The organism is Streptomyces yaizuensis (assembly GCF_034961445.1).
Classification (GTDB): domain Bacteria; phylum Actinomycetota; class Actinomycetes; order Streptomycetales; family Streptomycetaceae; genus Streptomyces; species Streptomyces yaizuensis.
Genome location: NZ_BSBI01000021.1, coordinates 26,986 through 52,000 on the forward strand (window position 1 = coordinate 26,986; position 25,015 = coordinate 52,000).

Below are 25,015 nucleotides of genomic sequence, written 5' to 3' on the forward strand. Positions count from 1 at the left end.
ACGGCGGCTGTTTCCGGCGGGTCGGCGGCCCGGAGGATGAAGACACACGCCCCGGAAGCGAAGAAACGCCCGGACCGCGTGTAATCCACCAGACCACCGTGAAAGGGATATTCACCATGGCCCACCCCGCCTCCCAGCAGCAGCAGACCCGATCCGCCCGCCGCGTACTGGCCCGTACCGCCGCGGTGGGTGCGGCCGCCGCTCTCGCCGTCACCGGCCTGGCAGGCAGCGCCGGGGCCGTCGTCAACGGGGAGGACTCCACCCAGCGGTACTCGTTCATGGTCTCGGTCCCGCAGGTCATGGAGACGGACGCGGGTACGGTCCAGGGGGTCTGCGGCGGCACGCTGATCGCCCCCCAGTGGGTGCTGACCGCCGCCCACTGCGCCGGCCATCCGGAGATCCCCGCGAAGCCGCTGGGGACGGTCCGGATCGGCAGTGAGTACCGGAGCGAGGGCGGGACCGTACGCACCATCACCCGGCAGGTCCGCCACCCGGACTACGCGGTCGGGGGCGCCTCGCGCGGCCACCACGACCTCGCGCTGCTCAAGCTGGACCGCCCGGTCGCCCAGCAGCCGGCGCGGATCGCGGAGCGGGCCCCGAAGGTGGGCGCGCAGACCCGGATCCTCGGCTTCGGCAACACGGCCGAAGGACCCGACTGGTCGTTCTCCGAGCGGCTCCAGCAGCTCGACACCCGCAGGATCGCCGACTCCGGCTGCTCCGCCCTCAAGCCGGGTGCCGAGCTGTGCACCGGATCGCGGGTCCCCGACGCCATGGGGTGCCGGGGCGACTCGGGCGGCCCCCAGATCCAGCGGATCAACGGACGCTGGCAGCTGGTCGGGGCGACCTCCGGCGACGGCAACCCCGAGGCCGGACCCGAGTGCGGCAACGGCCCCGGCGTCTGGACCTCGGTGCCCGCGCACAAGAACTGGATCATGAAGACGATCTGGAAGCACAGCTGACCCCGGATCCCGCCGGTATGGAACGGAACGGAACGGAACGGTACGGTCCGCCAGGCGCCGTCGAGCGAGGGCGGACCGTGCCGTATCCGTATCCGAGCCCGTGCCCGTCCGGACACCCCGACACCGCAGGGATACCGTCGCCCCATGCCCATGCCCATGCCCGTGGTCGCCCTTCTCGTACTCGACGGAGTCCCCGGAAACCAGCTCACCACCCCGGGCCTGGTCTTCGACGCCGCCGCCGGTGTCCACCCTCCCGCCCGCACCGAGCTGCGTGTCTGCTCCGTCCGGCCCGCCGTCGCCACGGCCGGCCCCCTGCCCCTGGACATCACCGCCCCGTGGGGGACGGACGGGCTGGAAGGCGCCGGCACGGTGGTGCTCGCCGGCCATGACGGCTTCCTCGCCGCACCCCCGCCCGGGGTGCTCGACGCGGTGCGCGCGGCGGCGGCCCGGGGCAGCAGGGTCGCCGCCGTCGGCACCGGTACATTCACCCTCGCCGCGAGTGGGCTCCTCGACGGACACCGGGCCACCACCGAGTGGTGCAGGACCGCCGAACTGGCGGCCCGTCACCCGCGCGTCGCGGTCGACCCCGCCGGCGCGCTGGTGACGGACGGCCCGTTCCTCACCTCGGCGGGCCTCTTCGGGGGGATCGACCTCTTCCTCCACCTCATCGGTCTCGACCACGGCCCGCAGGTCGCCGCGCGCACCGCCCGGCAGCTGATCGACCCCCTGTACGAGGACATGGGCGCCACCCGGGAGGAGATCGACCGCGAGCTGGCCGATACGGCGGGCCTGGAGCCGACGATGCGGTGGCTGGAGACGCATCCGCACGACTCACCGACGCTCGCCGAGATGGCCGCGCACGCGCGGACCAGTGTGCGCAGCCTCAACCGCCGCTTCCGCGAGCGCACCGGGCTCACCCCGCGCCAGTACCTGCTGCGGGCCCGGCTGGAGCGGGCCCGGCGGCTCCTGGCCGCCGGGGACGGGACGATCGAGGAGATCGCTGCCCGTACGGGCTTCGGCTCACCCGCGAGTTTCCGCCACCACTTCCGCCGGCTGACGGGCACCACCCCGAGGGCGTACCGCGCGTCCCACGGCTCCCGGGGCCGGTAGGTCCCACCCATCGGGAACGTCGCCCCACCCCGCCGGACACAGCGCGGCCGGCGGGGAGTTGGGGACGGACAGAAGACAACCATGCGGGGGTCTCATGGGTCGAAGCGGATACGGCGTGATCTTCGGCGCCGTGCCGGAAGCTCAGGAGGAAGATCCATGAAGTCACGCAGCGCGGTCAGAGGATGGGGCCTGATGGCGGCGGTCGCCGTCGTCTCCTCGGTCGCCACCCCGCTCGCGGGTGCCGCCCCGGCGCCGGCGCAGAAGCCCGCGGCCCCGACGCCCGCGAAGAAGCCCGCCGCCACGGTCGAGGACTACAACGGCGACGGCTACCAGGACGTCGCGGTCGCCGGCCCCTACGGACGGGTCGGCGGGGTCGCGGGCGCGGGATTCGTCACCGTCGTCTACGGCGGCAAGGCCGGCCCGCAGAAGGCGCGGAAGCAGCTGCTGCACCAGGACTCGCCGGGGATCGTGGGCAAGGCCGAGAAGAACGACATGTTCGGCTGGACGACGGCCTCCGCCGACCTCGACCGGGACGGCTACACCGACCTCCTCGTCGGGGCCAACCTGGAGGACCCCGACTCCGGCCCCGCCCGCCAGAACGCCGGAGCCGTGACCGTGATCTGGGGCGGGAAGAGCGGCCTCAAGGGATCGTCGCTCCTGTTCACCGGCTCCAAGGCCGAGAACATGGCCGGCAACCACCTCGTGACCGGCGACTTCGACGGCGACGGCGACCAGGACGCCGCCCTGACCGACGCCAACCCGGCGCTCGAAGTCCTCTCCGGCCCCTTCCGCCGCGACGGAAAGCCCGCCGCCCGCAAGACCGTCCCCGCCCCGGGCAGCTTCTACGCCCTGGAGCTGGACGCGGGCGACGTGAACAAGGACGGCCGCACCGACATCCTGGCCATCGCCGCCGGGCACGTCACCGTCCCCGGCCGGATCGCCGAGATCTGGTACGGAACCGCCAAGGGCCCGGCCGCGCCGAAGTCGCTGATCGACCCCCGGGGGAAGATCACCCCGGGCCACACCTTCGACATCGGCGACATCAACAAGGACGGCGCCGAGGACATCGTCTTCGGCCGCTCCCACACGGGCGAGGACCACCCCCGTATCGGCGGCGAGATCGTCTACGTTCCGGGCTCCGCCAAGGGACCCGTCGTCACCAGGTCCGTGAAGATCGACCAGGAGACCCCCGGTGTCCCGGGCGTCTCCGAGGGCGGCGGCGACGAGGGCCCCGGCCCCGACCACTTCGGCGCGCACGTCTCGATCGGTGACGTGGACGGGGACGGCTACCGGGAGGTGGCGGTCGGTGTCCCCGGCGAGGACCACCGCTCCCTCGGCTCCGTCGGCAACACCATCGTCCTGCGCGGCACCGCGTCCGGCCCGACCGGCAAGGGCGCACGCCTCCTCAACCAGGACACCCCGGGCGTACCCGACACGGGGGAGCGCAACGACTCGTTCGGATCCCAGGTCAAGCTGATCGACACCAACGGCGACCGCAGGGCCGAGCTGTTCGCCGCCGCCACGGGGGAGAACAGGAACGAGGGCGCGTACTGGGCGCTGCCGGGCACCGCGTCCGGCCCGACCGGCAAGGGGTCCGCGTTCTTCAACGCCCGGCAGTTCGGTGTCACCACCCCGGGCGGCGCGTACCTGGGAGCCGTCTTCACGCGGTAGCCTTCGGCGGTCTTGCCGGGAAAGCGGCCCTGAGGCCGCGCTCCACCGCCTGGTCAGCAGGACCACCGTTGAACGGAGCGCGTCCCCCGCACGCCCGCACGGGTGCCGGGGTACGCGCCCCGGCTCGTCCGGGCCGGTCCCGCTTCGTCCGGACGCTGCCCGTGGCCGATTCGAGGCGTCGGGTATCGGACGATCGGGGTAAAAGGACGGATAGTCCGCACGGGGCGGCGACGGTCTTGTATCCGGGGCGCCCTGACGGGCACGCGGTTGACCGTTGTCGGGGCCTCGGCCCGGGGCTCCCCGAAAGCAAGGCGGCCCCCTGTGAGCGCATTCCCCGTCCCCTTCCCCTCCCCTTCTTCCGGCCCGGATTCGCGATTCCGGCGCCGGGGGCGTGCCCGCCGGGCCGCTGTCGCCGCCGGGGCGGTGCTGGCCACCGCGTGTGCCCTGGTGGTCGCCGTTCCCGGGGCGGCGTCGGCCGCATCGAGCGTCTGCGTCGTCAACGGCTCCGAGGTGCGGAGCGAGACCATCAACGGCACCATCGGCAACGACCGGATCATCTGCGACGAAGGGGTGGCCCTGGGAACGACGATCAACGCCGGAGCGGGCAACGACTTCATCTCGGTCAGACGTCTGGGAGGCGGGGTGGCCGCCAACAGCGGAACCATCAACGCGGGCCCCGGGAACGACCGCGTCTCCGTTCGCAGCCTCGGGACCGGGGACAACAGGGCGGGCGCGGACGGGAACAACGGAACCATCAACGGCGACACGGGGAACGACGACATCAGGGTCAGCGCCGCCAACGGCCTTAGCGAGGGCCAATCGGATCTCCCCGGTGGAACCGGTGGTGATGGCAACAACGCGACCATCGACGGCGGCGGCGGGAACGACACCATCACCGCCACGGGCGGGAACGGCGGCTTCGGAGGGCAGGGCAAGGCCGGTGGTGCCGGCGGCGTTGGCAACGACGGGAACATCATCAGCGCGGGCACGATCATCGTCACCGGCGGCGCCGGAGGAATGGGGGGATACTCCCCGTCCTCCAGGCGTGTGGACTCCGACGGCGGCGAGGGCGGCATCGGCAACGACCACACCATCAGTACCCGTCTGGAGCCCGGCCTGAACAACCGGGTCACCGTGACCGGCGGGCGCGGCGGCGAAGGAACGTCCACCGGCGAGGGCGGCAACGGCGGCGACGCCAACGACGAGAACCTCACCTTCACCGGAACCGTGACCCTCCAGGGCGGAAGGGGCGGAGACACCCTGGAGAACGGGTCGGACGGCGGCAACGGCGGCAACGGAAACGACGGCCCCCTCACCATCGTCGACGAACTCAGCTTCAACAGCACCACCACCGGCGGCAATGGCGGCAACGGCCGTCCCGGCGGCAAGGGCGGGCGCGGCAGCCGCACAGACGTCAGCCCCCTGGTCACCGTCGTCAACGGATCGCCCGGCATCACCCTCCCCTGACGGCCCCGCTCGCCACGGCCCGCACCGCCCGCACCGTTCCGCGCCGCCGGCAGGAGCCGCCGGGCGGACCGCCATGACAGACTCAGCGGGTGCAGATCGGGTTACTGGGTCCCTTCGAGGTACGCACGGACGACGGCGTGGCCGACGTGCCGGGCGCGCGGCTGCGCGGACTGCTGATCGCGCTCGCGCTCAGGCCGGGACACGTCGTCCCCAAGGCGTCCCTTGTCGACTGGATCTGGGGTGAGCACCCGCCCGCCGGTGCGGCGAACGCCCTGCAACGCCTGGTCTCCCGGCTGCGGAAGGCACTGCCGGACGGAGTCGTCGAGGGGCGGGCGGACGGCTACCGGCTGACGGTGGAGCCCGACGCCGTCGACGCCGTGCGGTTCGAACGACTCGTCCACGCGGGCCGGTCCCGTACCGAGGAAGACACCTCCCGGCGGCTGCGGCTGCTGCGCGAGGCCCTCGGACTGTGGCGCGGTGCGGCCATGCAGGACGTCGGACTGCGGGACAGCGCAGCCTTCGACGCCGCCGCCGTCCGCCTGGAAGGGCTGCGCCTGACCACCACGGAGGAGCGGATCGACGCGGAAGTCGCCCTCGGGCGCGGCGCGGAGCTGGTCACCGAGCTGACCGACCTGGTGGCCGCCCACCCGGTGCGGGAACGGCTCGTCGCCGCGCTGATGCGCGCCCTCGCCGCCGCCGGCCGCGACAGCGAGGCGCTGCTCGTGTACCAGCGCGCGCGGGAGGCCCTGGCCGACGCCCTGGGCGCCGATCCCTCCCCGGAGCTGGCCGCGTTGCACGTCGCCCTGTTGCGGGGCGAGCTGGGGCGCGCCGAGCCGAGGCGGGCGGGAGCGGGCCGCGGGAGCAACCTGCGCGCCGAGCTGACCACCTTCGTCGGCAGGGGCGCCGATGTCGCGGCGGTCCGCGGGCTCGTCGCCGAGCACCGGCTCACGACCGTGATCGGGCCGGGCGGCGCGGGAAAGACCAGGCTGGCGACGGAGACCGCGCGCACCCTGCTGGACGAACTCCCCGACGGGGTCCGGCTGGTGGAGCTGGCCGCCGTCGGCGCGGGCGGCGACGTGGCGCAGGCGACGCTCACCGGACTCGGCCTCCGGGACACCCTCTTCGGCGGGGCCCCGAGCGCGGACCTGACGGACCGGATCGTCGCCGCGATCCGCGAGCGCGAGGCGCTGCTGATCCTGGACAACTGCGAGCACGTGATCGACTCCGCGGCGGTCTTCGCCCACCGGGTCCTCGGGGAGTGCCGGCGGCTGCGGATCCTGGCGACGAGCCGGGAACCACTCGGCATCACCGGGGAGGCACTGTGGCACATCGAGCCACTGGCCCTGCCCGAGCGGGACGCCGGCCCGGACGGGATCGCGTCATCGCCCGCCGTCCGGCTGCTGCGCGACCGGGCCGCGGCGGTGCGCCGGGATCTCGTGGCCGACCCCCGCACACTGACGACGATGGCACGCGTCTGCCGGGCGCTGGACGGGATGCCGCTCGCCATCGAACTGGCGGCGGCCCGGCTGCGCACCATGTCCGTCGACCAGCTCGCGGGCCGGCTCGACGACCGGTTCCGCCTGCTGACCGGCGGCAGCCGGACCGCGCTGCCCCGGCACAGGACACTGCGGGCGGCGGTCGACTGGAGCTGGGAACTGCTCACCGACGCCGAACGGGCGGTCCTGCGCAGGCTCTCGGTGTTCTCCGGCGGGGCGAGCCTGGAAGCGGCCGAACGGGTCTGCGCGGGCGATATCAGCGATACGGGCGTCGCGGTCGAGCCGGAGCACATGCTCGAACTGCTCACCGCGCTGGCCGAGAAGTCGCTGCTGCTCGCCGAGGGCGGCGCCGCCCCGCGCTACCGCATGACCGGCACGATCAGGGAGTACGCCGGGCAACGCCTCGCGGAGGCCGGGGAAGCCGACCTCGTACGCCAAGCGCACCTGGCCTGGTTCACCGAACTCAACGAGAGCGCCGAACCCCATCTGCGCCGTGCCGAACAGCTGGAGTGGCTGGCCGTGCTCGACGCCGAGTACGACAACATCGGTACGGCGATGCGCGGCGCGCTCGCGGCGGGCGAGGCACAGGCGGCGATGCGGCTCGCGGGCGCCGCGGGCTGGTACTGGTGGCTCGGCGGCCACCGGACCGAGGGCATGGAGCTGCTCACCGCCGCCACCAGGGCGCCCGGCGAGGTCACCGACGAGGCCCGGGCCCTGGTGTACGGGCTGCTGGTGCTGTTCGAGAGTTCCGGCCTCGGCGACGAGCACCGGGCCGCCGAGTGGATCCGCAAGGCGTACCGGTTCAGCCGGCGCGGCACGAACAACCACCTGCTGATGGGGTTCATCGTTCCCCTGGAACGCATGCTGCGGGAGCCCGGCGCGTTCCTGCCCGCCGTCGAACAGCTGCTGGAGCACGAGGACCCCTGGGCGCGTGCGCTGGCCCGGCTGCACCTGGGCAAGATGCGGATCATGCTCGGCCGGCCGGGGCGGGACGCGGACGCCCACCTGGAGACGGCGCTCGCCGAGTTCCGGGCGATCGGCGAGCGGTTCGGGATCTCGTTCGCCCTGTCCGAGCTGGCGGAACGGAGCGCCGTACGCGGCGATCTCGCCGACGCGTGCGCGTACTACGAGCAGGCCGTCGCGGTCGTCACCGAGGTCGGCGCCGCCGAGGACGTCATCCGGATACGGTCGCGGCAGGCGCAGCTGTACTGGCTGCTGGGCGACGAGGGCACCGGCAAGGCCGCCATCGCCGAGGCCCAGCGGTACGCCGACCGGGTCACCTGGCCGGACGCGCTGGCCGAGCTGGCCCTCGCGAAGGCGCAGCTCGCCCGCTGGAGCGGCGACGCGCAGGAGGCACGCGGACAGCTCGGCATCGCGACGGCCGTCCTGGGCGCCGAGGCGGAGCAGGTGACCGTCCGCGTACTGAAGCACGATCTGCTCGGCCACTTCGCCGAAGGCCTCGACGAGGCGCGGGCGCATCGCGCGGCGGCCTGCGCGGCGGCGTCCGAGGGCGGATACGCGCCCCTGATCGCCTACGCGCTCGTCGGCGTCGCGGACCTGGCGCTGCGCCGAGGCGAGTACGAGCAGGCCGCGCGGCTCCTCGCGGCGAGCACCGGCGTCCGCGGACTGCGGGACCGCTCCCACCCGGACGTGGACCGGATCGAGCGGGCCGCGCGCCACCGCCTCGGCGACGCGCGGTTCGCCGAGGCGGCCCGGGAGGGGGCGCGGACCGGCTGGGCCCAGCTGGCCGAGGTCACGCTCGCTTCGTGAAAGCGGACACCGCCCACACGTATCCGACCACCGAGAACCCGACGCACCAGGCGACGGCCGCGACCGCGTCACCGGTGGAGGGGGAGCCCGCGAGCAGCCCCCGCAGCGTCTCGATGACCGGGGTGAAGGGCTGGTACTCCGCGAACTGCCGCATACCGGCCCCCATCGTGTCCGCCGGCACGAACGCGCTGCTCAGGAAGGGCAGCATGATCAGCGGTACGGTGGCCAGGCCCGCCGACTCCGGGGTCTTCGCGGCCAGTCCCAGGGCGACGGTGAGCCAGCTCGCCCCGAAGGTCAGCAGGACGACGAGCGCGAGCACGCCGAGCCAGTCGAGGGCGCTCGCGGCCGGGTCGAACCCCATCGCGAAGGCCACCGCGACGATGGCCGCGTCGGCGACCAGGCAGCGCACCGTGGTGACGACGACCTGCCCGGTCAGCACGGCACCACGGGAGACGTCCATGGTCCTGAAGCGGTTGATGACGCCCTTCGCCATGTCGTCGTTCACGGCCGCCGCGGTGGATCCCAGCCCGTAGCTGACGGCCATCACGAGCATGCCCGGCGTCGCGTAGTCGACGTACTCCCCGCCGGCGCTGAAGGCGCCACCGAACACCTTGACGAACAGGAGCATGATCACGATCGGGAACAGGACCGCGTTGAACAGGACGAGAGGGCTGCGCAGGGTGTGCCGCAGATTGCGGCGCAGCATGATGGCCGAGTCGGCCAGGGCCGTCGGGAAACCGCTCACAGTGCGCTCGCCTCCGTGCTCGCGTGCCCGGTCAGGGCGAGGAAGACATCGTCGAGATCCGGTCGGTGGACGGAGAACTCCCGGGCGCCGAGAGCGTGTTCGTCCAGCTGGTCCAGCAGGGCCCGCAGCGACCTCGTATCACCCTCGCCGGGCACCCGCAGGGTCAGCTCCTGGTCGTCCCGCGCCGACCCGGCCAGGATCCGCGCCGCCGCGTCGAGTTCGGCGAGGCCGTCGAACCGGAGCCGGACATGCGTACCGGGGACCCGGCTCTTGAGTTCCTCCGGGGTGCCCTGGGCGACCAGCCGGCCCCGGTCGAGCACCGCGACCCGGTCGGCGAGCTGGTCGGCCTCCTCCAGGTACTGGGTGGTGAGGAGGACGGTGGTGCCCTCCGCCACCAACTCGCGGACGATCTCCCACATCGTGCGTCTGCTGCGCGGGTCGAGACCCGTCGTCGGCTCGTCCAGGAAGATGATCCGCGGGCTGCGGACCAGCGTCATCGCCAGATCCAGCTTCCGGCGCATACCGCCGGAGTAGGTCGCCACCGTCTTCCGCGCCGACTCCACCAGGTCGAACCGCTCCAGCAGCCGCGCGATCACCCGGTCGCCGGAGCGCACCCGCCCCAGGTCCGCCATCAGCCGCAGATTCTCCTGGCCCGTCAACAACTCGTCCACCGCGGCGAACTGGCCGGTCACCCCGATGGCCGCGCGTACCTCCCTGGTCGCCGTCCCCACGTCGTGCCCGGCGACGCGCACCGTCCCGGCGTCGGGCCTCACCAACGTCGTCAGGACGTTCACCGTCGTCGTCTTGCCCGCTCCGTTCGGGCCGAGCAGGGAGAAGACCGACCCCGCGGCGACATCGAAGTCGACGCCGTCGAGCACGACTCTGTCCCCGTACGCCTTGCGCAGCCCCGAAACCGAAATCGCCGAAGCTGCCGGAGCCGCTGAAACCGCTGAAACCGCTGAAGCTGCTGAACCTTTCATGCCGCCACGGTCCCCGCCGGGCCTGACACCCGTCTGTCACGCCCCTGACACGAGCCCTGACGCGGTGACACACCGCCGCGCGTTCGGCGGCGCACCCCGGGAGCGGTACGCGTCCAAGTGGCTGCGCCGCCCGCCCCGGATCCGGCATGCTGAGGGCATGAGCGGAGAGCGCTGCGGAGGCTGTGCGGGCACCGGTGTCACGGAGCACGAGCGGCACACCGTGGAGACCGATCCGCGCACCGGGGAGATCCGGCCGGTGGTCCACCGCTGGACCGGCGCGTGCGGCGTCTGCTCCGGCACGGGAGAGAGGCTCTGATTCCATGCGCACCTGGTACGTCTGCCTGGCCTGCGGGACCCTGCGGCTGCCCCCGGAGGGGGACGGCGTGGTGGTGGACTGCGGCCGCCCGGAGTGCGCCGCCGTCGCGGGCGCCATGGTCCGGGCCCTGGGCCTGCCCCCGGAGCGGCTGGCGGACATGGCCCGGCGGGCCGCCGGCCTGGAGGGCGAGCCCCGGGTGCCGAGGGACGGCCGGCGGGCCCGGGGGCGGCGGGCGGGCGCGGCACCGGGGACGCGGAGCCGTCTCGGCTGAGACGGCGGGGCCCGCCGCGATGTGGGCGTCGCGCGTTCCGCCCGGTCGGTCCCGCCCGCGCGGGGGAGCCGTGTTCCCTCCGCCTTCCTCCGCCCGCGGCCAACGGGGTCTGTCGCGTACCCCGGCGGTTCAGTAGGTTCGGCGGGATCACGCGGGCCCGTGCCCGCGTGACTCGCGTACCGCTGTGTTCACTCCCGTACCGCCGTCACCGCACCGGACCACCGTTCAGGAGAGGCACCACCCATGCGAAGAACCCCCCACCGCCGGCTGCGCACCGCCCTCGCCGGAACCCTCGCGGCCGCCCTCGCCGCCCTGGGACTCGCGGGAGCGCCCGGCCCGGCCGCCGCGGCCGCCCCGGCACTCACCGTCCAGTACCGCGCGGGCGCCACCGGCGCCACCGCCCAGCAGGCCGCGCCCTGGTTCACGGTCCGCAACACCGGCACCGCACCGGTGCGGCTGGCCGACGTCAGGCTCCGCTACTACTTCACCGCCGACGCGCCCGACGCCTCGTACCGCTTCTCGTGCGACTGGGCGGTCCGGGGCTGCTCCCACCTCACCGGATCCTTCGCGGTGCTCACCCCGCCGGTGGCCACCGCCGACCGCTATCTGGAGATAGGTTTCTCCGCCGCCGCGGGCTCCCTCGCGCCCGGCGCGGACAGCGGGGAGATCCGGCTCCGCTTCCACCGTGGCGACTGGAAGCCGCTGCGGCAGAGCGACGACCACTCCTTCGCGGCCGAGCGGACCACGTACGCCGACTGGGACCGGGTGACCGCCCATCTCGCGGGCGCCACCGTCTGGGGCACCGCCCCCGGTGGCGGGCCGGTCGACCCGCCGCCCGGAGCGGCCCTCTTCGACGACTTCGCCTACACCGCCCACGACGACCCCCGGCTCGCGGCCCGCGGCTGGGCCCTGCGGAGCTGGCCCGGAGGCCCCGGCGTACCCGGCGCGACCTGGTCGCCGCAGCAGATCTCCTTCGCCGCCGAGAACGGCTCCTCCGTGCTGCGGCTCCGGACCGAGACCACCGGCACCGCCGCCACCACCCGGCAGGCGGAGATCCTGAACACCACCATGAAGTTCCGCAAGGGCACCTACGCGGCCCGCGTCCGCTTCAGCGACGCACCCGTCCACGGACCCGACGGCGACCACGTCATCCAGACCTTCTTCGCCATCAACGACCTCAAGGCCCCGATGGCCGACGACTACGCCGAGTACGACTTCGAATATCTGCCCAACGGCGGCTGGGGCGAGAGCGGGAACACCCTCTTCGCCACGTCCTGGGAGACCTACGACCCGACCGGGGCGCGGCCTCCCGTCAACCAGCACACCGCCGACCGGGCCGGCCACGGCGGCTGGCGCGACCTCGTGTTCACGATCGACGACACCGCCGTCCGCTACTACGTGGACGGACGGCTGTTCGCCACCCACGACGCCGCCTATCTGCCGGAGCGCCCGGTGCTGATCAGCTTCAACCAGTGGCTGACGGGGCTGGCGGGGCAGCCGGACACCACCACTCCCCGCGCCTATGAGCAGGGCGTCGACTACGTCCTGCATGTGAAGGACCAGGTCCTCACACCGGCGCAGGTCACCGAGCGGGTGGCCGCCTACCGCGCGGCGGGCACGGCCTTCGAGGACACCGTCCCCGCGCCCTGACCCGCCACCGGGCGCGGTCGCGCTCCCGCCCTGCGGAACGCCCCGCTCCGGCCCTGCGGGTCACCCCGCTCCGGCCCTGCGGGTCACCCCGCTCCGGTCGCGCGGATTACCCCGGGGCCCCTGATCGAATCGGCTGACAAACGACGTGCTAACGTCCGGCGATTAGCTGATTTATGGGGGTAGCTTTGCGAAAGCTTTTGGGAGCCGGGATCGCGGCGGCGCTGGTCGCCACCGGGAGTGTCATGGCATCGGGAACCGCCGTGGCCGCACCGGATCCGACGTTCTACTTTGAGCCGGTCGAGCACAACATCGTGATGCCGGGCGAGGGCTGGGCCGAACTGGCCCCGTCCGGCTACGGGGGCGACCACAGCGGCGAGCCCGACGGCACGTACATCTACGCGCTGAGCAAGAAGCCGCTCACGAGCACGAAGTGGACCAACGGCGGGGTGCCCACCGGGCTCAAGGTGGACCCGACGGCCGACTGCAAGCCGAAGGCCGGGGTCGCCGGGGTGTACCTGTGCCCCATGAAGGGCCACGGCAACCCGGGACCCTGGGTCTCGGCGACGCGTACCGCCGCGAACGGGACGACGGTCTACTACAGCCTCGTCTACGTCCCGCGCGGGAAGAGCGTCGACGCGGGCATCAAGGAGGCACAGACCGCCGGTTCGAAGGCCATCGGTTCGCGCCGGGCGCACGCGACGGTCACGGCGAGGACCAAGGCGCACGTCGCGCGGAACACCATGACCCTGACGACGCCCACGGTGCCGGCCGGCGGCTCGGTGCGGCACTCGGTGCGGCTGCGCGCCGTCGACAGGGGCGAACTCCTGCTGAGCCTGACCCCCGCCCCGGGCTCCCGCCGCTGGGACGAGGGAGAGCTGAAGGTCAGTGTCGACAGCGCCGGCACGGGCGGTGCCTCCGGTGCCACGTGCGACCACACGACCGGTGAGATCAGCTACACCAGCGTCTACTGCGACATCACCAAGCCCGGCACCTACACGATCACCTACGACCTGAAGGCCGGGGCGAAGGCCCCCGCGTGGCGGCTGCGGAACACCGCGGTCTACGAGGTGTACTCCTGGGGCACGGGCAACCCCGAGAAGTCCTCGGACTTCTCGGTCCGCAGCCCGATCCCGGTGACCGAGCGCTTCAGGCTCGTCGGCCGCTCCGCGAGCGGCGATCTGCACGACTTCCAGGGCACCGGCAAGGGCGCGAAGCCGTTCACTTCGCCCGAGCTGGTCGGCGGCACGTTCAACTGGAACCAGTACTCGGCCCTGACCCGGCTCGCACCGGTGACCGTGCAGAGCAGCGGCCCGGGCGCGGTGGCGCGCGACAAGAGCGGCGTGCTGTGGTTCTACCGGACCTCCGGTGACGGCGGCATCTACCGGGACCGGATCAAGGTCGGCGGCGGCTGGAACGCCTTCAACTCCCTGACCGGCGCATCCGACCTGACCGGCGACAAGAAGGCCGACCTGCTGGCCCGCGACACCAAGGGCACGCTGTGGCTGTACCCGGGCACGGGTGCGCCGGCCAAGCCGTTCGGCTCGAAGATCAAGGTCGGCGGCGGCTGGCAGATCTTCAACGCGCTGGTGGGCGGCGTCGACCTGACCGGCGACAAGAAGGCCGACCTGCTGGCCCGCGACACCGCCGGCACCCTGTGGCTCTACCCGGGCACGGGCAAGGCGGCCAAGCCGTTCGGCTCGAAGGTGAAGGTCAGCACCGGCTGGAAGGGCTCCAACGCGCTGGTGGCCCCGGGCGACCTGAACTCCGACGGCAAGGCGGACCTGGTGACGCGGGACTCCTCCGGCGCCGTCTGGTCCCACCAGGGCACGGGCACGGCGGCCAAGCCGCTCGGCGCCAAGGTCAGGATCGCCACGAACTGGAAGAAGTACAACCTGCTCTTCTGACCGGACCCGCACAGGCCGTCCAGGCCGTCCCCCGCCGCGCGCGCGTCGTTCGCGCGGCCGGGGACGGCCTTCGTCCGTCCGCGAGACGGTTCCCCCGGTATTGACCTTCAAGCCGGTCGAAGCCCGACGATGGCCGGGTGCCGACATCCGAACTGATGCCCATCGGGGTCTTCGCCCAGCGCAGTGGCCTGACCGCCAGCGCGCTGCGCTTCTACGCCGACTCCGGGCTGCTTCCCCCCGCCGACGTGGACCCGGCCACCGGCTACCGCTACTACAGCCCCGACCAGCTGCCACGGGCCACCGGCCTGCGCCGGCTCCGTGCGATCGCCATGCCCCTCACCACGGTCGCGTCGGTCCTCGACGCCGGACCCGAAGAAGCCTCCCGGCTGATCGACGCGCACGTCGCCCACGTCCTCGGGGACGCGGCGGCGGTACGGCAGAAGGCCGCCCGGATCAAGTCGTCGCTCGCCGACGCGCCAGGCCTGACGATCGCCGTGCTCAAAGGCCCCGTGCTCGCCGACGCGATCGAACAGATCCTGACCGCGACCGCACGGGATCCGGGGATGCCGGTACTCGCCGGACTGCGCTTCGAGGCGACCGGTGAGGTGGTCACACTGACCGCGACCGACCGGTACCGGCTCTCCACACGCACCCTCGTTCCCGGTCAAGCAGCGGCCACGACCTGGGCCGCCACCGTCGACGGCGACGACCTGCGGGCCGCGGTCGGCGAGATCCGCCGCAGCGCGCTGGTACGCGTCGACGCCACGCCGGGCGGGATCCGGCTGCGCGCGGCGGGCCGGGAGGACCGGTACTGCCGGCTGCTGCCGGAGGAGTTCCCCGACCACCGGCTCATGCTCGCGTCCCTGCCCGAGGTCACGACCCGGGTCACGGTCTCCCGAGCACTCCTCCTGCGCGCCCTGGAAGAACACCCGGGCGAGCGGATCGCGCTGTGCGTGAGCGGCCGGGGCGTGCACGTCCTCACCGCTGACGGCGAGTGTCCCGACCTCCCGCTCCCGGCCACCGTGACGGGGCCCCCATGGCGGGCACCAGCCGCGGAAGGATCTCCTCCCATGGACGATCCCGGCCGGGCGCCGGGCTACTCGGTCCGGGTCTCCGCGTTCGCCACGGCGGCCCGGATCTCGGCGGAGAGGCGGGACGCGTCCTCGGTGTAGCCGGTCAGCAGCAGCCGTCCGCCGTCCCGGAGCCGGATGACCAGGTGGACGTCCCAGCCCATGAGCCGCCCCAGGGCGTGGTTCTGCCCGCGCTCGGCCGTACCGCGGATCGCGGTCCACGGCACCACCAGGGTCTCCCCGAGCCGCCGGTAGACCAGTCCGTCCTCGCGCAGCACGAAGACCTCGCCGTGCCGCTTCAGAGTGCGGACGACGCCGGCTCCGCCGCCGTAGAGCCCGATGAGCGCACCACCCCAGAGCAGCCCGGCGGTCCGTGCGCCGCCACCGTCCCCGGAGAAGACCTCCAGGGTCACCGGAACGGAGACGCCCGCGAGAACCAGGCCGACCAGCAGCGCGCCGACCGCGATGGGCCAGCGGCGGTCGTTGTCAGTGGGATGATTACGGATAAAACGGCCCAGCGCGCGCTCGTCGTCCCTGGCCATGGATGTCTCCCCCGGGGTCTCTTCCGCAGTACCGGCAGTCTCCAGGAGGGCCGGGCGGGGCGACAAGGGGGATGACGCGACATGACGAGGACGTCGTGGTGTGGACGGGCGCGGATCTCCGCCAGACTCGGGACATGGTTGACACGAGTGGGTTCCTGACGGGCAAGAGGGTTCTGATCGTCGGCGCGAGCAGCGGGATCGGGGCCGCGGCGGCCCGGGTGTTCGCACGGGAGGGGGCCGCTGTGGTGCTCACCGCCCGGCGGGAGGAGAGACTCGCCGCTCTGGCCGGCGAGTTGCGCGACGGAGGTGCGCGCGCGGCGTACGTGGTGGCCGACGCCGCGGTGCCGGGCGACGCGGTCCGGGCGGTGGAGTTCGCGGTGGAGCGCTTCGGGGGGCTGGACGCGGCGTTCAACAACGCGGGGTTCGGAGCGCCCCGTACCCCACTGCATCTGATGGAGGATCAGGTGTACGACGAGATCATGGACACCAATGTCCGGGGGGTGTTCAACTTTCTGCGTCCGCAGCTCGCGGCGATGCTGGCGGGCGGTGGCGGTGCGATCGTCAACACCAGCAGCACCGGAGGGCTGGTGGCCACGCCGGTGGCGGCTCCGTACGTGGCGTCCAAGCATGCCGTCATCGGGCTGACCAAGGCGGCGGCGGCCGAGTACGGCGGGCGGAACATCCGGGTCAACGCGATAGCGCCGGGGACCACGCGCAGTGAGATGGTCGCCGACTGGTTCGCGCTCAACCCCGGGGTGGAGGAGATGCTGCACCGGGCCACCCCCCAGCCCCGTACGGCCGAACCGGAGGAGATAGCGGAGGCGGCGGCGTGGCTGTGCAGTGACCGGGCCTCCTATGTGACGGGGTCGACCCTGGTCGTGGACGGAGGTTTCACGATCCTCTGAACCGCTGACCGCTGACCGCTGACCGCTGACCGCTGACCGCCGACCGCTGACCGCTGACCGCCGACCGCCGACTGTCACCGCCACCGCCACCGTCGTTCCGGGGAATGGTGGCGGTGGCCGCGGAGGTCACCCCGGCGGGTCGGAGAGTCCGAGGTGGCGGCGGTACCAGGGGGCGTGGCGGGCGAGGCTGTCGGCGAACCCGCGCCCCGGCGGGCAGCCGGTCTCCTCCCACAGGCGAGCGCTGGCGAACCAGTGGTCGGTGGTCAGCATGGCGAGATGGTGGAGGGAGACGCTGTCGCCGGCGAGCCGCCGCCGGGCCTCCTCGACGCCGATGTCCTCGGTGGCGGGCGGCAGACCGAGCCGGCGGGTCAGCGTGGTGAAGAGGTCGGCGCAGGACACCGGGGCCGGATGGTTGGGGTGCCAGACGCCGGAGGTGTCCTGGGGCGCGGTCGCCACCGCCGTGACGGCGCGGGCCAGGTCGTCCACGTCGACCACCGACATCCGGGTCCGCCATCCGTCGACGGTGGCGGCCAGCCGCCGGTGGATCCGTACCAGTCCGGGCACGGCCCAGCGGTCGCCCGCGCCGAGGACGACATGGGGGCGGAGGACCGTCCCCCCGGCGGCGAGCACGATCTGCTCGGCCGCCGCCCGGCTGCGGCTGGTCTCCGAGCCGGGCGCGACCGGGAGACCGGCGGGCTCAGCGTTCCGGAAGACGCCCCGGCCGTAGACGGACGCGGTGGACACCTGGACCAGACGGGCCACCCCGCTGCGTTCCGCCTCCGCGACCAGGGCCCGGGCGCCGTGTTCGTTGACGGCCCGGACGGCCTGGTCGGGGCCGCCGATCCGGACGGCGCAGTGCAGAACGATGTCCACCCCGTCGCAGATGCCGCGGAGCGACGCGGGGTCCTGGAGGTCGGCGCGGACCTGCCGGACCGCCGGGTCGCCGGGGCCGTCGCGGTCACCGGGGGCCGGGTCCGGGTCCGCAGCGGGCAGCGGGCGGCGGGACATCAGGACCACCCGGGCGCCGGGGACGGCCCGGGCGGCGGCGGCGACCCTGCCGCCGATGAAGCCGCCCGCTCCGGTCACCAGGATCCGCGGGGCCGAGGGCGGGCTCTGGCTCCCCGGGGCGTGGAGTACGGAGGCGAGCGTGCTCACCGGCCGGCCCCGGGGGAGCCGAGGACGCAGCTGAAGACGAGGTTGCCGTCCTGATGGCCCGTGACGCGGACGGACCGTTCGGTACTCCCGGCGACGGTCACCTCCTCGGCCGAGATCCAGCAGGGGGTGTCGAGTTCCGCGTACCGGCTGAACTCGCTGCGCATACGCGTCGGCAGGAACGGTTCGGCGGGGGCGGGGTGGAGGGCCCGCGCGGCCTGGCGGGCGGCCTCGATGAGCACCATGCCGGGGGCGTGGTCGACGGGGTGGTCGAAGAGGACGGGGTGCTGCTCGAAGGCGCGCAGCTGCCACACGCGGGAATCGCCGGTGGGGGACAGGACGACATCGGTGTCGAGGAACCGGCCCACGGCGGCGGGCGCGAGGGCGGGCGGGAGCGTACGGGGACCGGTGGCGCCGACCCGCTCGCCGCGGACCCGTCGGTACACCGCGGGGCTGGTGCAGTCGAAGGAGCCGCTGCCGGAGGCGATCACGCGGCCCGCGCTGCGGATGGTGACCTCGATGCGCATACCCGCCAGACGGCGGCCGCGACGGCGGACATCGGCGCAGACCACGTCCAGTTCGAGGTCCGCCGGTGTGCCACCGACGGCGTTCCGCCCGGGAACGATGTCGTAGCTGAGTTCCCACATGAGGAACTGGTGCCCGAGCGGTACGTCGTAGGCGGCATGGGCGAGAAGAGTACCGACCTGCCGGATTGTTTCCGCGGCGAGCAGCGGGTCATGGCAGCCGTCGACCGGGGTGAAGAAGCTGTGGGCCCTGGGCCACTGGGCGGTGGCCGTGAACCGGTCCTCGCCGATGCGGTCCCAGCCGGTGAGGAACACCTCGGCGATGGCCGCCCGATGGACGAACTCCCGGGGAACGGTGCTGGTCATGCGCGTTTCGCACGCTAAGGAACGGTGGTAATCCGGCGTGGTGCGCGGCGCCGGGTCCGCAACGGTGTGCACGGTGTGGCGCGGAAGCGTTACGACTGACACGAATCCCCCATGAGTGCGAGCGTCCTGGGGGCGGTGGCTCCGTCCCCGTGCCAGTAAGATACAGACCATCCGGTTCTTTTGATAGATGGGTTTGGATCTATCAGACTGAGTGGCTGGATCACCCTCGCGTGGCGCGTATATGACAGGAGAGCCCTATGGCAGTGCGACAGGAACGGGCGGTCCGGACCCGGCACGCGATCGTGCGGGCGGCCGCGTCGGTCTTCGACGAGTACGGATTCGAGGCCGCGCCGGTGGCCGAGATCCTGTCGCGGGCCTCGGTCACCAAGGGGGCGATGTACTTCCACTTCGCTTCCAAGGAGGAGCTGGCCCGCGGTGTCCTCAATGAGCAGACCCTGCACGTGGCGGTGCCCGAGTCCGGCTCCAAGGCCCAGGAGCTGGTCGATCTGAGCCTGCTCGTCGCCCACGGCCTGCTGCACGACCCGGTGCTGCGGGCCGGCACCCGGCTCTCGCTGGACCAGGGCACGGTGGACTTCTCCGACGTCAGCCCCTTCGGCGCCTGGGGCGAGGTCTGCGCGCGGCTGCTGGCCGAGGGCAAGGCGCGCGGCGAGGTGCTGCCGCACGTGGACCCCGAGGAGACCGGCGAGTTCATCGTGGGCTGCTTCACCGGCCTCCAGGCGGTCTCCCGGGTCACGTCGGACCGCGGCGACCTCGTCCGCCGGATCGCGGTGATGTGGAAGCACGTACTCCCCTCGATCGTGCCCGCGTCCATGCTGACCTGGATCGACGTGAGCGAGGACCGGGTGGCGAAGGTGGCCGAGGCCGCCGCGGCGGGGTCCCGGTCCGCCGCCGGGTCCGGGACGGCCCGCGAGACCGCCGATCCCGCGCGCTGACCCCGCCCCGCCGGGCGTGGCCGTGACGGAGCGCCCGGGTTCCCTCCCGTATGCCTCCTCCAGGTCTCCGCTAGGCCTCCTCGGAAAAAACAAGGCAATCGGTCTGCTTTGGCTTGGCATCAGGTCGGACGGTTTGTATCGTGGGTGCCGCCAGACCCCCGCAGTCCGCCCGGGGGCCTCACCGGCTGTCCCGGGGCAGACCGCCGGCGCGGGTGCCCCTCACCGGCCGGTCGCGCGTGTGCGGCCGAAGGCCCATGCCAGGGAGTCCCCTTGATGCCCAAACAGGAACGTGCCGTCCGCACTCGCGGCCGGCTGGTGCTCTCCGCGGCCGAGGCCTTCGACCGGCAGGGCTTCGCGGTCGCCTCCCTCACCGTCATCAGCCGCAACGCGGGCGTCAGCAACGGCGCCCTGCACTTCCACTTCGAGAACAAGGAAGCCCTGGCCGCCGCCGTCGAGGCCGAGGCGGCCGAGCGGGTGCGCCGGGCGGTCGGCACACCGGACTCGGTCCCCGCGCTCCAGGCACTGGCCGACGCCGCCCACGCCCTCACCCGCCAGCTGCGGGAGGACGTCGTGGTGCGGGCCGGATTCCGCCTCGGCGGCGACGCCTCCCGCGGATCCGCGATCGGCCTCCCCCAGCAGTGGCACCGCAGCGTGGTGCGGCTGGTGGAGCGCGCCCACGCCGACGGCTCGCTGTCCCGCGCCGTGCCGCCGTCCGACACGGCGGCCACCGTGGCCGCCGCGGTCCTCGGGTTCGCGGCCCTCGCACGGTCCGACCCCGGCTGGCTCTCCTCCGGCACGCTCGCCGGGTTCTGGCGTCTGCTGCTGCCCCGCATCGCCGCCGACCCGGTGGAGAGCGGCCGGCTCGACTGCGAGCCCGCCGAATTCACCGGCGGCCCCGGCCCCGCCTCACCCGTTGTCACCTCCCTGGGGCGGTGACGACGGCCCTCCTGCGGGCGCCCGCGCCGGACGGAGCCTCGCGCCACTTCGCCGGGGCCCGACCGCCCGGCCCGCCCGAGCCCGAGCCCGGCCCCGAGCGTGAGCGCCCGACCGGGGCCGGGGCGGGGAGCGCGCGGCAACAGCCCCCCGTTCAGGAGAATCTGGGGGGCCTCTCGGCCAGCTTGCGTTCGTGCTGCTCCAGCCACTGCCGCAGCGTGTCGCAGCCGACCGGCCCGCGGCCGGGGTAGTCCACCTGGTAGCCGCGGGTGTTTCCCGGCAGTCCGCTCTCCAGACACTGTGCCGCGTACGGCAGCGTGAACGCGATCCCGTGGGCGTTCTCCCGCACCGACTTCTCCGGGTGCGCCTGGAGGATGACCGAAGCCGACGCCGCACTGGCGGCCAGCCGGTCCGTGTCCCGCGTCAGCTCGCCCACGACGCCGGCGTCCCGCTTCTCCCGGTCGGCGAGCCGCTCGAAACGCCCCATCAGCAGCCGCATACGGGTCGACGCCTGGACCAGCTCGCCGTAGCGCGTGATCTGCTCGTGGACGCGGTCGGACTCCTTCTGCCGGGCGACCTGGGACCTAGGGCCTCTCGTTTGGATCTTGCTGGGGCTCGCGTGCCCTGGCACCGCACCTCGCCGCGTTGTCGTCAATCACCAATGCTCCGCAGTGGCTCAATCCTCCGCCTTGCGATGCACGGCACCAGACCCCGCTCCCTCACCCAGCCTGATCCAAACGAAAGACCCTAGTCGCCTCCAGCGTCCCCGCCACCTGCTGCCGCCCCGTCTCCAGCATGCTGGACGCCTGCAACTGCCCGGCCAGCACGGTGCCCACCACCGCCACGATTCCCACGTACGAGGCTCCGTGCAGGCGAAGGTGCTCACCGGCGCGCGCCCATCCAGTCACCATGGGGGCTTCATCTCCGCGCGGGCTGATCGCTACACCGGCGTGCCGGACGCCGGACCCCGCCGGACGCCGGACCCCGCGGGACGCCGGACCTCGTCTGGCTCGCCCGCCAGGGGTGGCGCGTCACCGCGGTCGACGTCTCGGGCGTGGCCGTCGGGCGCCTCGCCCGCTCGCACGGCCTGGGCGAAGGGATCACCGCCGAGCGGCACGATCTGCGCGAGACCTTCCCGCGCGGCGCGTTCGACCTCGTCAGCTCACACCGTAGGACTCGTCAGGAAGGACTCCATGCCCACGCGTCACCGCCGCGAGCGCCACGGTGACGCCCCACCGCCCCGGACCGGGGCCGGCGAGACCGATGGCCTCACCCAGGTCGAGCGCGCGAACGAGGTCCTCGACACCTGCGCGGACCTCGGCGCACCGCTTCCCCGGCCCCCGGCCAGGCCAGCCCGGCCCCGGCCGGTGCAGCCGACCGGGCCGTCCGCCGCACCGGACGGATCGGCACCGGACGGGTCGGCGTCAGGGCGCCAGCGTCCACCGCTGGCTGTCGGTGTTGTCGCAGCTCCAGACCCCGAGCGCGGCGCCGTGCCGGGACGCGGTCAGACAGCCGCCGTCATTGCCGACGATCTCGTACCGGCCACCCGCGATCTGACGCAGGGTCCACTTCTGGTTCTCGCCGTTGCCCCAGCTCCAGATCTGGGCGAAGTGGCTCGTACCGTCCACCACCCGGGAGCGGTCGGTGTTCGAGTCCAGCGCCTTGCCCGTGTCGAGGGCCGGTGTGATCCGGTAGCGGCTGTCGGCGAGCCGGTCCAGGTTCCAGCGCTGGGCCTGGTGGCCGCTGCTCACCTCGGCCTTGACCTTGGTGCCGTTGGCGGTGTTCGCCATGTCCACATCGGCGGCCCAGCCGCCGACCGCGCTCCGCAGCTGCGCGCCGGCCGGCACGGGGTTCGTGGAGCCGCCGCCCCGGATCAGGAAGCGGCTGTTCGCTATGTTCCAGTTGCGGTCGAGGTAGCTGCCGGGCCGGGGCCTCGGGTTGAAGTACATGTCGCGGTTGCAGTCGATGACATCCCGCTCCGGGTAGTCACAGGGGATCAGCCGGCCCGGCGGGTTGGGGAGGCGTCCGTCGTTGTAGCACATCAGGTCGCCCTGTACGTAGCAGTGGGCGCCGCCCCCGTTCGACTTGGGCGCGTTCGACTGGACCGCTCCCATGGTGTGCAGGACCTCGTGCACATCGACGTTGGCACCGTCGTCGAAGCACCCGATGGGCCCCATGCCGACCATCGGCCAGCCCGCGTTGGTGTTGTTGAAGTTCTCCTGTCCGGGACGCTGGTCGTCGTAGTGACCGAAGCCGAGACCGCACACGTTGTTCTCGGCCCAGACCAGGTACTTGCGGTCGTTGCTGTTGTAGCCCTGGGCCACCACCGCGCGCTGGGTGGGCTCGCCGTTGCCGTCGATGGCGGCCTGGGGGACGACGACCCGCGTGATGGTCGGGCGACAGTTCGCGTCATGGACGAAACGGACCTCGCGGCGCTCCCCCATCCGCTCGGACGCCTCCACGAACTTGCTGTTGAGGTTGACGGCACGGGACTGGAACTCGGCGCGGAACTGCTCCAGCCGGTCGGGCTGCCGGTCGCCGCGGACGTACAGCAGCTGGACCCGGGGGCCGCTGGTGCCGTTCCCGTCGCAGCGCGGGACGGAGGTGATGCCCACCGAGCCGCTGCGGGCCTTCCGCGACGGCACGGGAAGTTTCTTGTCCTCGATGACCTGGGACTTCGGGTCGGCGAGGGAGACGGCGGAGGCCGCCGTGGGGGCTGCGGGAGTCGCGGTGGTACGGGGCTCCGTGGCGGGACGGGCAGTGTCGGCCCGCGCCGCGCCCCCGGCGACGAGGGTCGAGAGGGTGGCGGTGGCGAGGGCCAGAACGGCGGCGCCCCGGATCCGCGAGGTCAGCCGTACTGGTGTCGGTCGGAAGATCATGTCGCGGAGTTTGTCGAGTACATATAAACATCTGATCAACGGAGGGCGGGCCGGCGTTCATGAGGAGCGGGCACGTCCTGGCGGCTCACGGAGGGAACACCCGGTGTCCATGCATGAGATCGAGGACCTGGTCGCGGACTCGGTCCGCGTCCTGGACGGCCACGCCGAGCCGGACGACCCGCGCGTCCGGGACTGGTTCGCGGCGCTGTACGGCTTCCAGAGCGGGTACGACTGCTCGTTCACGCACTTCCGCGTGATGGACATCCTGCTGCGGCGCGGCCACACGTACCGGTTCCCGGTCGGCCGGCATCCCGACTACGCCGAGCGGCCCGCGTACTTCGACTCCCTGGCCGGGTTCACCGGCCTGCGCACCTTCGACGAGGACGCCCCCGGCTTCGAGGGCTACGAGTCCTGGCTGGAGGACGGCTACGTCGAACCGCCCTTCCTCTACTGCGACGCGGGCACCGCGCTGTGGCGGCGCATGGCCGCCGCCGGCGAACTCCACGGCCCCGACGCCGTCCCACCGCGCCGCACCCGGCTGATCGAGGTGGTCCGCGAGGTCGCCGTCGCCGCCGAAGGGCAGCGGGATCACGAACTCATCGGCCTGTGGTACGCGTTCGGCTGCGCGACGCTCCTGGGCGGTCCGGCCGGCTGCCCCTTCGACGTCGCCGAACTGGCCGGGATGCCCGCCGTGCGGGACCTGCGCGCCGTGGTCCGCCGTACCGGTGCCCTACCTCTGGCGCAGCGGTCGCCCTACGCCGTCCCCGCGGAGTCCGCCGATCGCGACGACCTGGAAACCTGGTGGTGGGAGCTGTGAACCCGGTCCTGCGCGGCGGCGAGCACCTCGTGCGCCGCACCGCGCAGGACACGGCCTCAGTCGAGACAGAACTCGTTGCCCTCGACGTCCTGCATCACGATGCACGACTCGTCGAAGCCATCGGCGTACAGCGTCCGCACGTGCACCGCGCCGAGCGGGATCAGCCGTGCGCACTCGGCCTCCAGCGCGGCCAGGCGCTCATCGCCCACGAGGCCGGTGCCGGCCCGCACGTCCAGATGCACCCGGTTCTTGACGACCTTGCCCTCGGGAACGCGCAGGAAGAGCAGCCGCGGGCCCACCCCCGAGGGATCGACGCAGGCGAACCACTTCCCCTGCCGCTCGGGCGGCAGCGAGTGGTGGTAGGCGTCCCACGTGTCGAACCCCTTGGGCACCGGCGGCAGGACGTACCCCAGCACCTCGCACCAGAAACGAGCGACACGCTCGGGTTCCGCGCAGTCGAAGGTGACCTGGAACTGTTTGATCGAAGGCATCGGGCCACCGTAGCAGGGGGTTCTGTCGCCCGCCGGATGGTTTT

22 protein-coding genes and 1 pseudogene are annotated in these 25,015 nt (G+C 73.0%); 15 read left to right on the forward strand and 8 right to left on the reverse strand.

What is annotated here, in order from left to right; all coding sequences use genetic code 11:
* Positions 1-116: 116 nt before the first annotated feature.
* From SYYSPA8_RS35020 to SYYSPA8_RS35040, 5 genes are all read left to right on the forward strand, one after another.
* A complete protein-coding gene (locus tag SYYSPA8_RS35020; protein ID WP_323451492.1) occupies positions 117-959 on the forward strand; it encodes a S1 family peptidase in 843 nt (280 codons plus the stop codon).
* 144 nt (positions 960-1,103) lie between these two features.
* Entirely contained in the window at positions 1,104-2,069 is a 966-nt protein-coding gene (locus SYYSPA8_RS35025; RefSeq protein ID WP_323451493.1) for a GlxA family transcriptional regulator, read from the forward strand.
* Between the two features lie 156 nt (positions 2,070-2,225).
* A complete protein-coding gene (locus tag SYYSPA8_RS35030; protein WP_323451494.1) occupies positions 2,226-3,740 on the forward strand; it encodes a VCBS repeat-containing protein in 1,515 nt (504 codons plus the stop codon).
* Between the two features lie 321 nt (positions 3,741-4,061).
* The gene (locus SYYSPA8_RS35035) at positions 4,062-5,207 is read left to right on the forward strand and encodes a hypothetical protein (protein WP_323451495.1); all 1,146 of its coding nucleotides are present in this window, start codon (positions 4,062-4,064) and stop codon (positions 5,205-5,207) included.
* An 89-nt stretch (positions 5,208-5,296) separates the two neighbouring features.
* A complete protein-coding gene (locus SYYSPA8_RS35040) occupies positions 5,297-8,473 on the forward strand; it encodes an AfsR/SARP family transcriptional regulator (protein WP_323451496.1) in 3,177 nt (1,058 codons plus the stop codon).
* On the opposite strand, the gene SYYSPA8_RS35045 is transcribed toward SYYSPA8_RS35040, so the two are convergent.
* The gene (locus SYYSPA8_RS35045; protein ID WP_323451497.1) at positions 8,457-9,218 is read right to left on the reverse strand and encodes an ABC transporter permease; all 762 of its coding nucleotides are present in this window, start codon (positions 9,216-9,218) and stop codon (positions 8,457-8,459) included. The genes SYYSPA8_RS35040 and SYYSPA8_RS35045 overlap by 17 nt on opposite strands.
* Complete coding sequence (locus tag SYYSPA8_RS35050; protein ID WP_323451498.1) at positions 9,215-10,198, reverse strand: ATP-binding cassette domain-containing protein; 984 nt, start codon at positions 10,196-10,198, stop codon at positions 9,215-9,217. Before SYYSPA8_RS35050 ends, SYYSPA8_RS35045 begins: the two co-directional genes overlap by 4 nt.
* Before the next feature lie 157 nt (positions 10,199-10,355).
* On the opposite strand from SYYSPA8_RS35050, the gene SYYSPA8_RS35055 reads away from it, so the two are divergent.
* The 5 genes from SYYSPA8_RS35055 (at position 10,356) to SYYSPA8_RS35075 (ending at position 15,511) form a co-directional block, all read left to right on the forward strand.
* Positions 10,356-10,514 carry a hypothetical protein gene (locus SYYSPA8_RS35055; protein WP_323451499.1) on the forward strand — a complete coding sequence of 53 codons (159 nt, stop codon included), beginning with the start codon at positions 10,356-10,358 and terminating at the stop codon, positions 10,512-10,514.
* Positions 10,515-10,518: 4 nt separating this feature from the next.
* Complete coding sequence (locus tag SYYSPA8_RS35060; protein ID WP_323451500.1) at positions 10,519-10,785, forward strand: hypothetical protein; 267 nt, start codon at positions 10,519-10,521, stop codon at positions 10,783-10,785.
* Between the two features lie 243 nt (positions 10,786-11,028).
* A complete protein-coding gene (locus SYYSPA8_RS35065; protein ID WP_323451501.1) occupies positions 11,029-12,435 on the forward strand; it encodes a cellulose binding domain-containing protein in 1,407 nt (468 codons plus the stop codon).
* Positions 12,436-12,677: 242 nt separating this feature from the next.
* Complete coding sequence (locus SYYSPA8_RS35070) at positions 12,678-14,339, forward strand: FG-GAP repeat domain-containing protein (protein WP_323451502.1); 1,662 nt, start codon at positions 12,678-12,680, stop codon at positions 14,337-14,339.
* A gap of 137 nt (positions 14,340-14,476) precedes the next feature.
* On the forward strand, positions 14,477-15,511 hold the full coding sequence (locus SYYSPA8_RS35075; RefSeq protein ID WP_323451503.1) for a DNA polymerase III subunit beta family protein: 1,035 nt from the start codon (positions 14,477-14,479) through the stop codon (positions 15,509-15,511).
* Here the strand turns inward: SYYSPA8_RS35075 and SYYSPA8_RS35080 are convergent.
* Complete coding sequence (locus SYYSPA8_RS35080) at positions 15,436-15,951, reverse strand: hypothetical protein (protein WP_323451504.1); 516 nt, start codon at positions 15,949-15,951, stop codon at positions 15,436-15,438. The genes SYYSPA8_RS35075 and SYYSPA8_RS35080 overlap by 76 nt on opposite strands.
* Positions 15,952-16,085: 134 nt before the next feature.
* Between SYYSPA8_RS35080 and SYYSPA8_RS35085 the strand changes: the two genes are divergently transcribed.
* Positions 16,086-16,856, forward strand: a complete 771-nt coding sequence (locus SYYSPA8_RS35085) for an SDR family NAD(P)-dependent oxidoreductase (protein ID WP_323451505.1) — start codon at positions 16,086-16,088, stop codon at positions 16,854-16,856.
* A gap of 126 nt (positions 16,857-16,982) precedes the next feature.
* Here the strand turns inward: SYYSPA8_RS35085 and SYYSPA8_RS35090 are convergent, their stop codons facing one another.
* The gene (locus SYYSPA8_RS35090) at positions 16,983-18,011 is read right to left on the reverse strand and encodes an NAD-dependent epimerase/dehydratase family protein (protein WP_323451506.1); all 1,029 of its coding nucleotides are present in this window, start codon (positions 18,009-18,011) and stop codon (positions 16,983-16,985) included.
* The gene (locus tag SYYSPA8_RS35095) at positions 18,008-18,898 is read right to left on the reverse strand and encodes a ScbA/BarX family gamma-butyrolactone biosynthesis protein (RefSeq protein WP_323451507.1); all 891 of its coding nucleotides are present in this window, start codon (positions 18,896-18,898) and stop codon (positions 18,008-18,010) included. Before SYYSPA8_RS35095 ends, SYYSPA8_RS35090 begins: the two co-directional genes overlap by 4 nt.
* A 257-nt stretch (positions 18,899-19,155) precedes the next feature.
* On the opposite strand from SYYSPA8_RS35095, the gene SYYSPA8_RS35100 reads away from it, so the two are divergent.
* Positions 19,156-19,851, forward strand: coding sequence for a ScbR family autoregulator-binding transcription factor (locus SYYSPA8_RS35100; RefSeq protein ID WP_323451508.1), 696 nt, complete (start codon positions 19,156-19,158; stop codon positions 19,849-19,851).
* A gap of 273 nt (positions 19,852-20,124) precedes the next feature.
* Positions 20,125-20,787 carry a ScbR family autoregulator-binding transcription factor gene (locus tag SYYSPA8_RS35105; protein WP_323451509.1) on the forward strand — a complete coding sequence of 221 codons (663 nt, stop codon included), beginning with the start codon at positions 20,125-20,127 and terminating at the stop codon, positions 20,785-20,787.
* A 151-nt stretch (positions 20,788-20,938) separates the two neighbouring features.
* On the opposite strand, the gene SYYSPA8_RS35110 is transcribed toward SYYSPA8_RS35105, so the two are convergent.
* Entirely contained in the window at positions 20,939-21,415 is a 477-nt protein-coding gene (locus tag SYYSPA8_RS35110; RefSeq protein WP_323451510.1) for a hypothetical protein, read from the reverse strand.
* Between the two features lie 366 nt (positions 21,416-21,781).
* Between SYYSPA8_RS35110 and SYYSPA8_RS35115 the strand changes: the two are divergent.
* Positions 21,782-21,952 (forward strand): annotated as a pseudogene (locus SYYSPA8_RS35115) (SAM-dependent methyltransferase); the annotation flags it as partial.
* A gap of 256 nt (positions 21,953-22,208) precedes the next feature.
* On the opposite strand, the gene SYYSPA8_RS35120 reads toward SYYSPA8_RS35115, so the two are convergent.
* Positions 22,209-23,663 (reverse strand): RICIN domain-containing protein, encoded by a 1,455-nt coding sequence (locus SYYSPA8_RS35120; RefSeq protein ID WP_323451511.1) that lies wholly within the window; start codon positions 23,661-23,663, stop codon positions 22,209-22,211.
* A 109-nt stretch (positions 23,664-23,772) separates the two neighbouring features.
* On the opposite strand from SYYSPA8_RS35120, the gene SYYSPA8_RS35125 reads away from it, so the two are divergent.
* Positions 23,773-24,480 carry a hypothetical protein gene (locus tag SYYSPA8_RS35125; RefSeq protein WP_323451568.1) on the forward strand — a complete coding sequence of 236 codons (708 nt, stop codon included), beginning with the start codon at positions 23,773-23,775 and terminating at the stop codon, positions 24,478-24,480.
* A 56-nt stretch (positions 24,481-24,536) separates the two neighbouring features.
* Here the strand turns inward: SYYSPA8_RS35125 and SYYSPA8_RS35130 are convergent, their stop codons facing one another.
* Positions 24,537-24,971: a VOC family protein gene (locus tag SYYSPA8_RS35130; RefSeq protein WP_323451512.1), complete on the reverse strand. Its 435-nt coding sequence runs from the start codon at positions 24,969-24,971 to the stop codon at positions 24,537-24,539.
* Positions 24,972-25,015 lie beyond the last annotated feature (44 nt).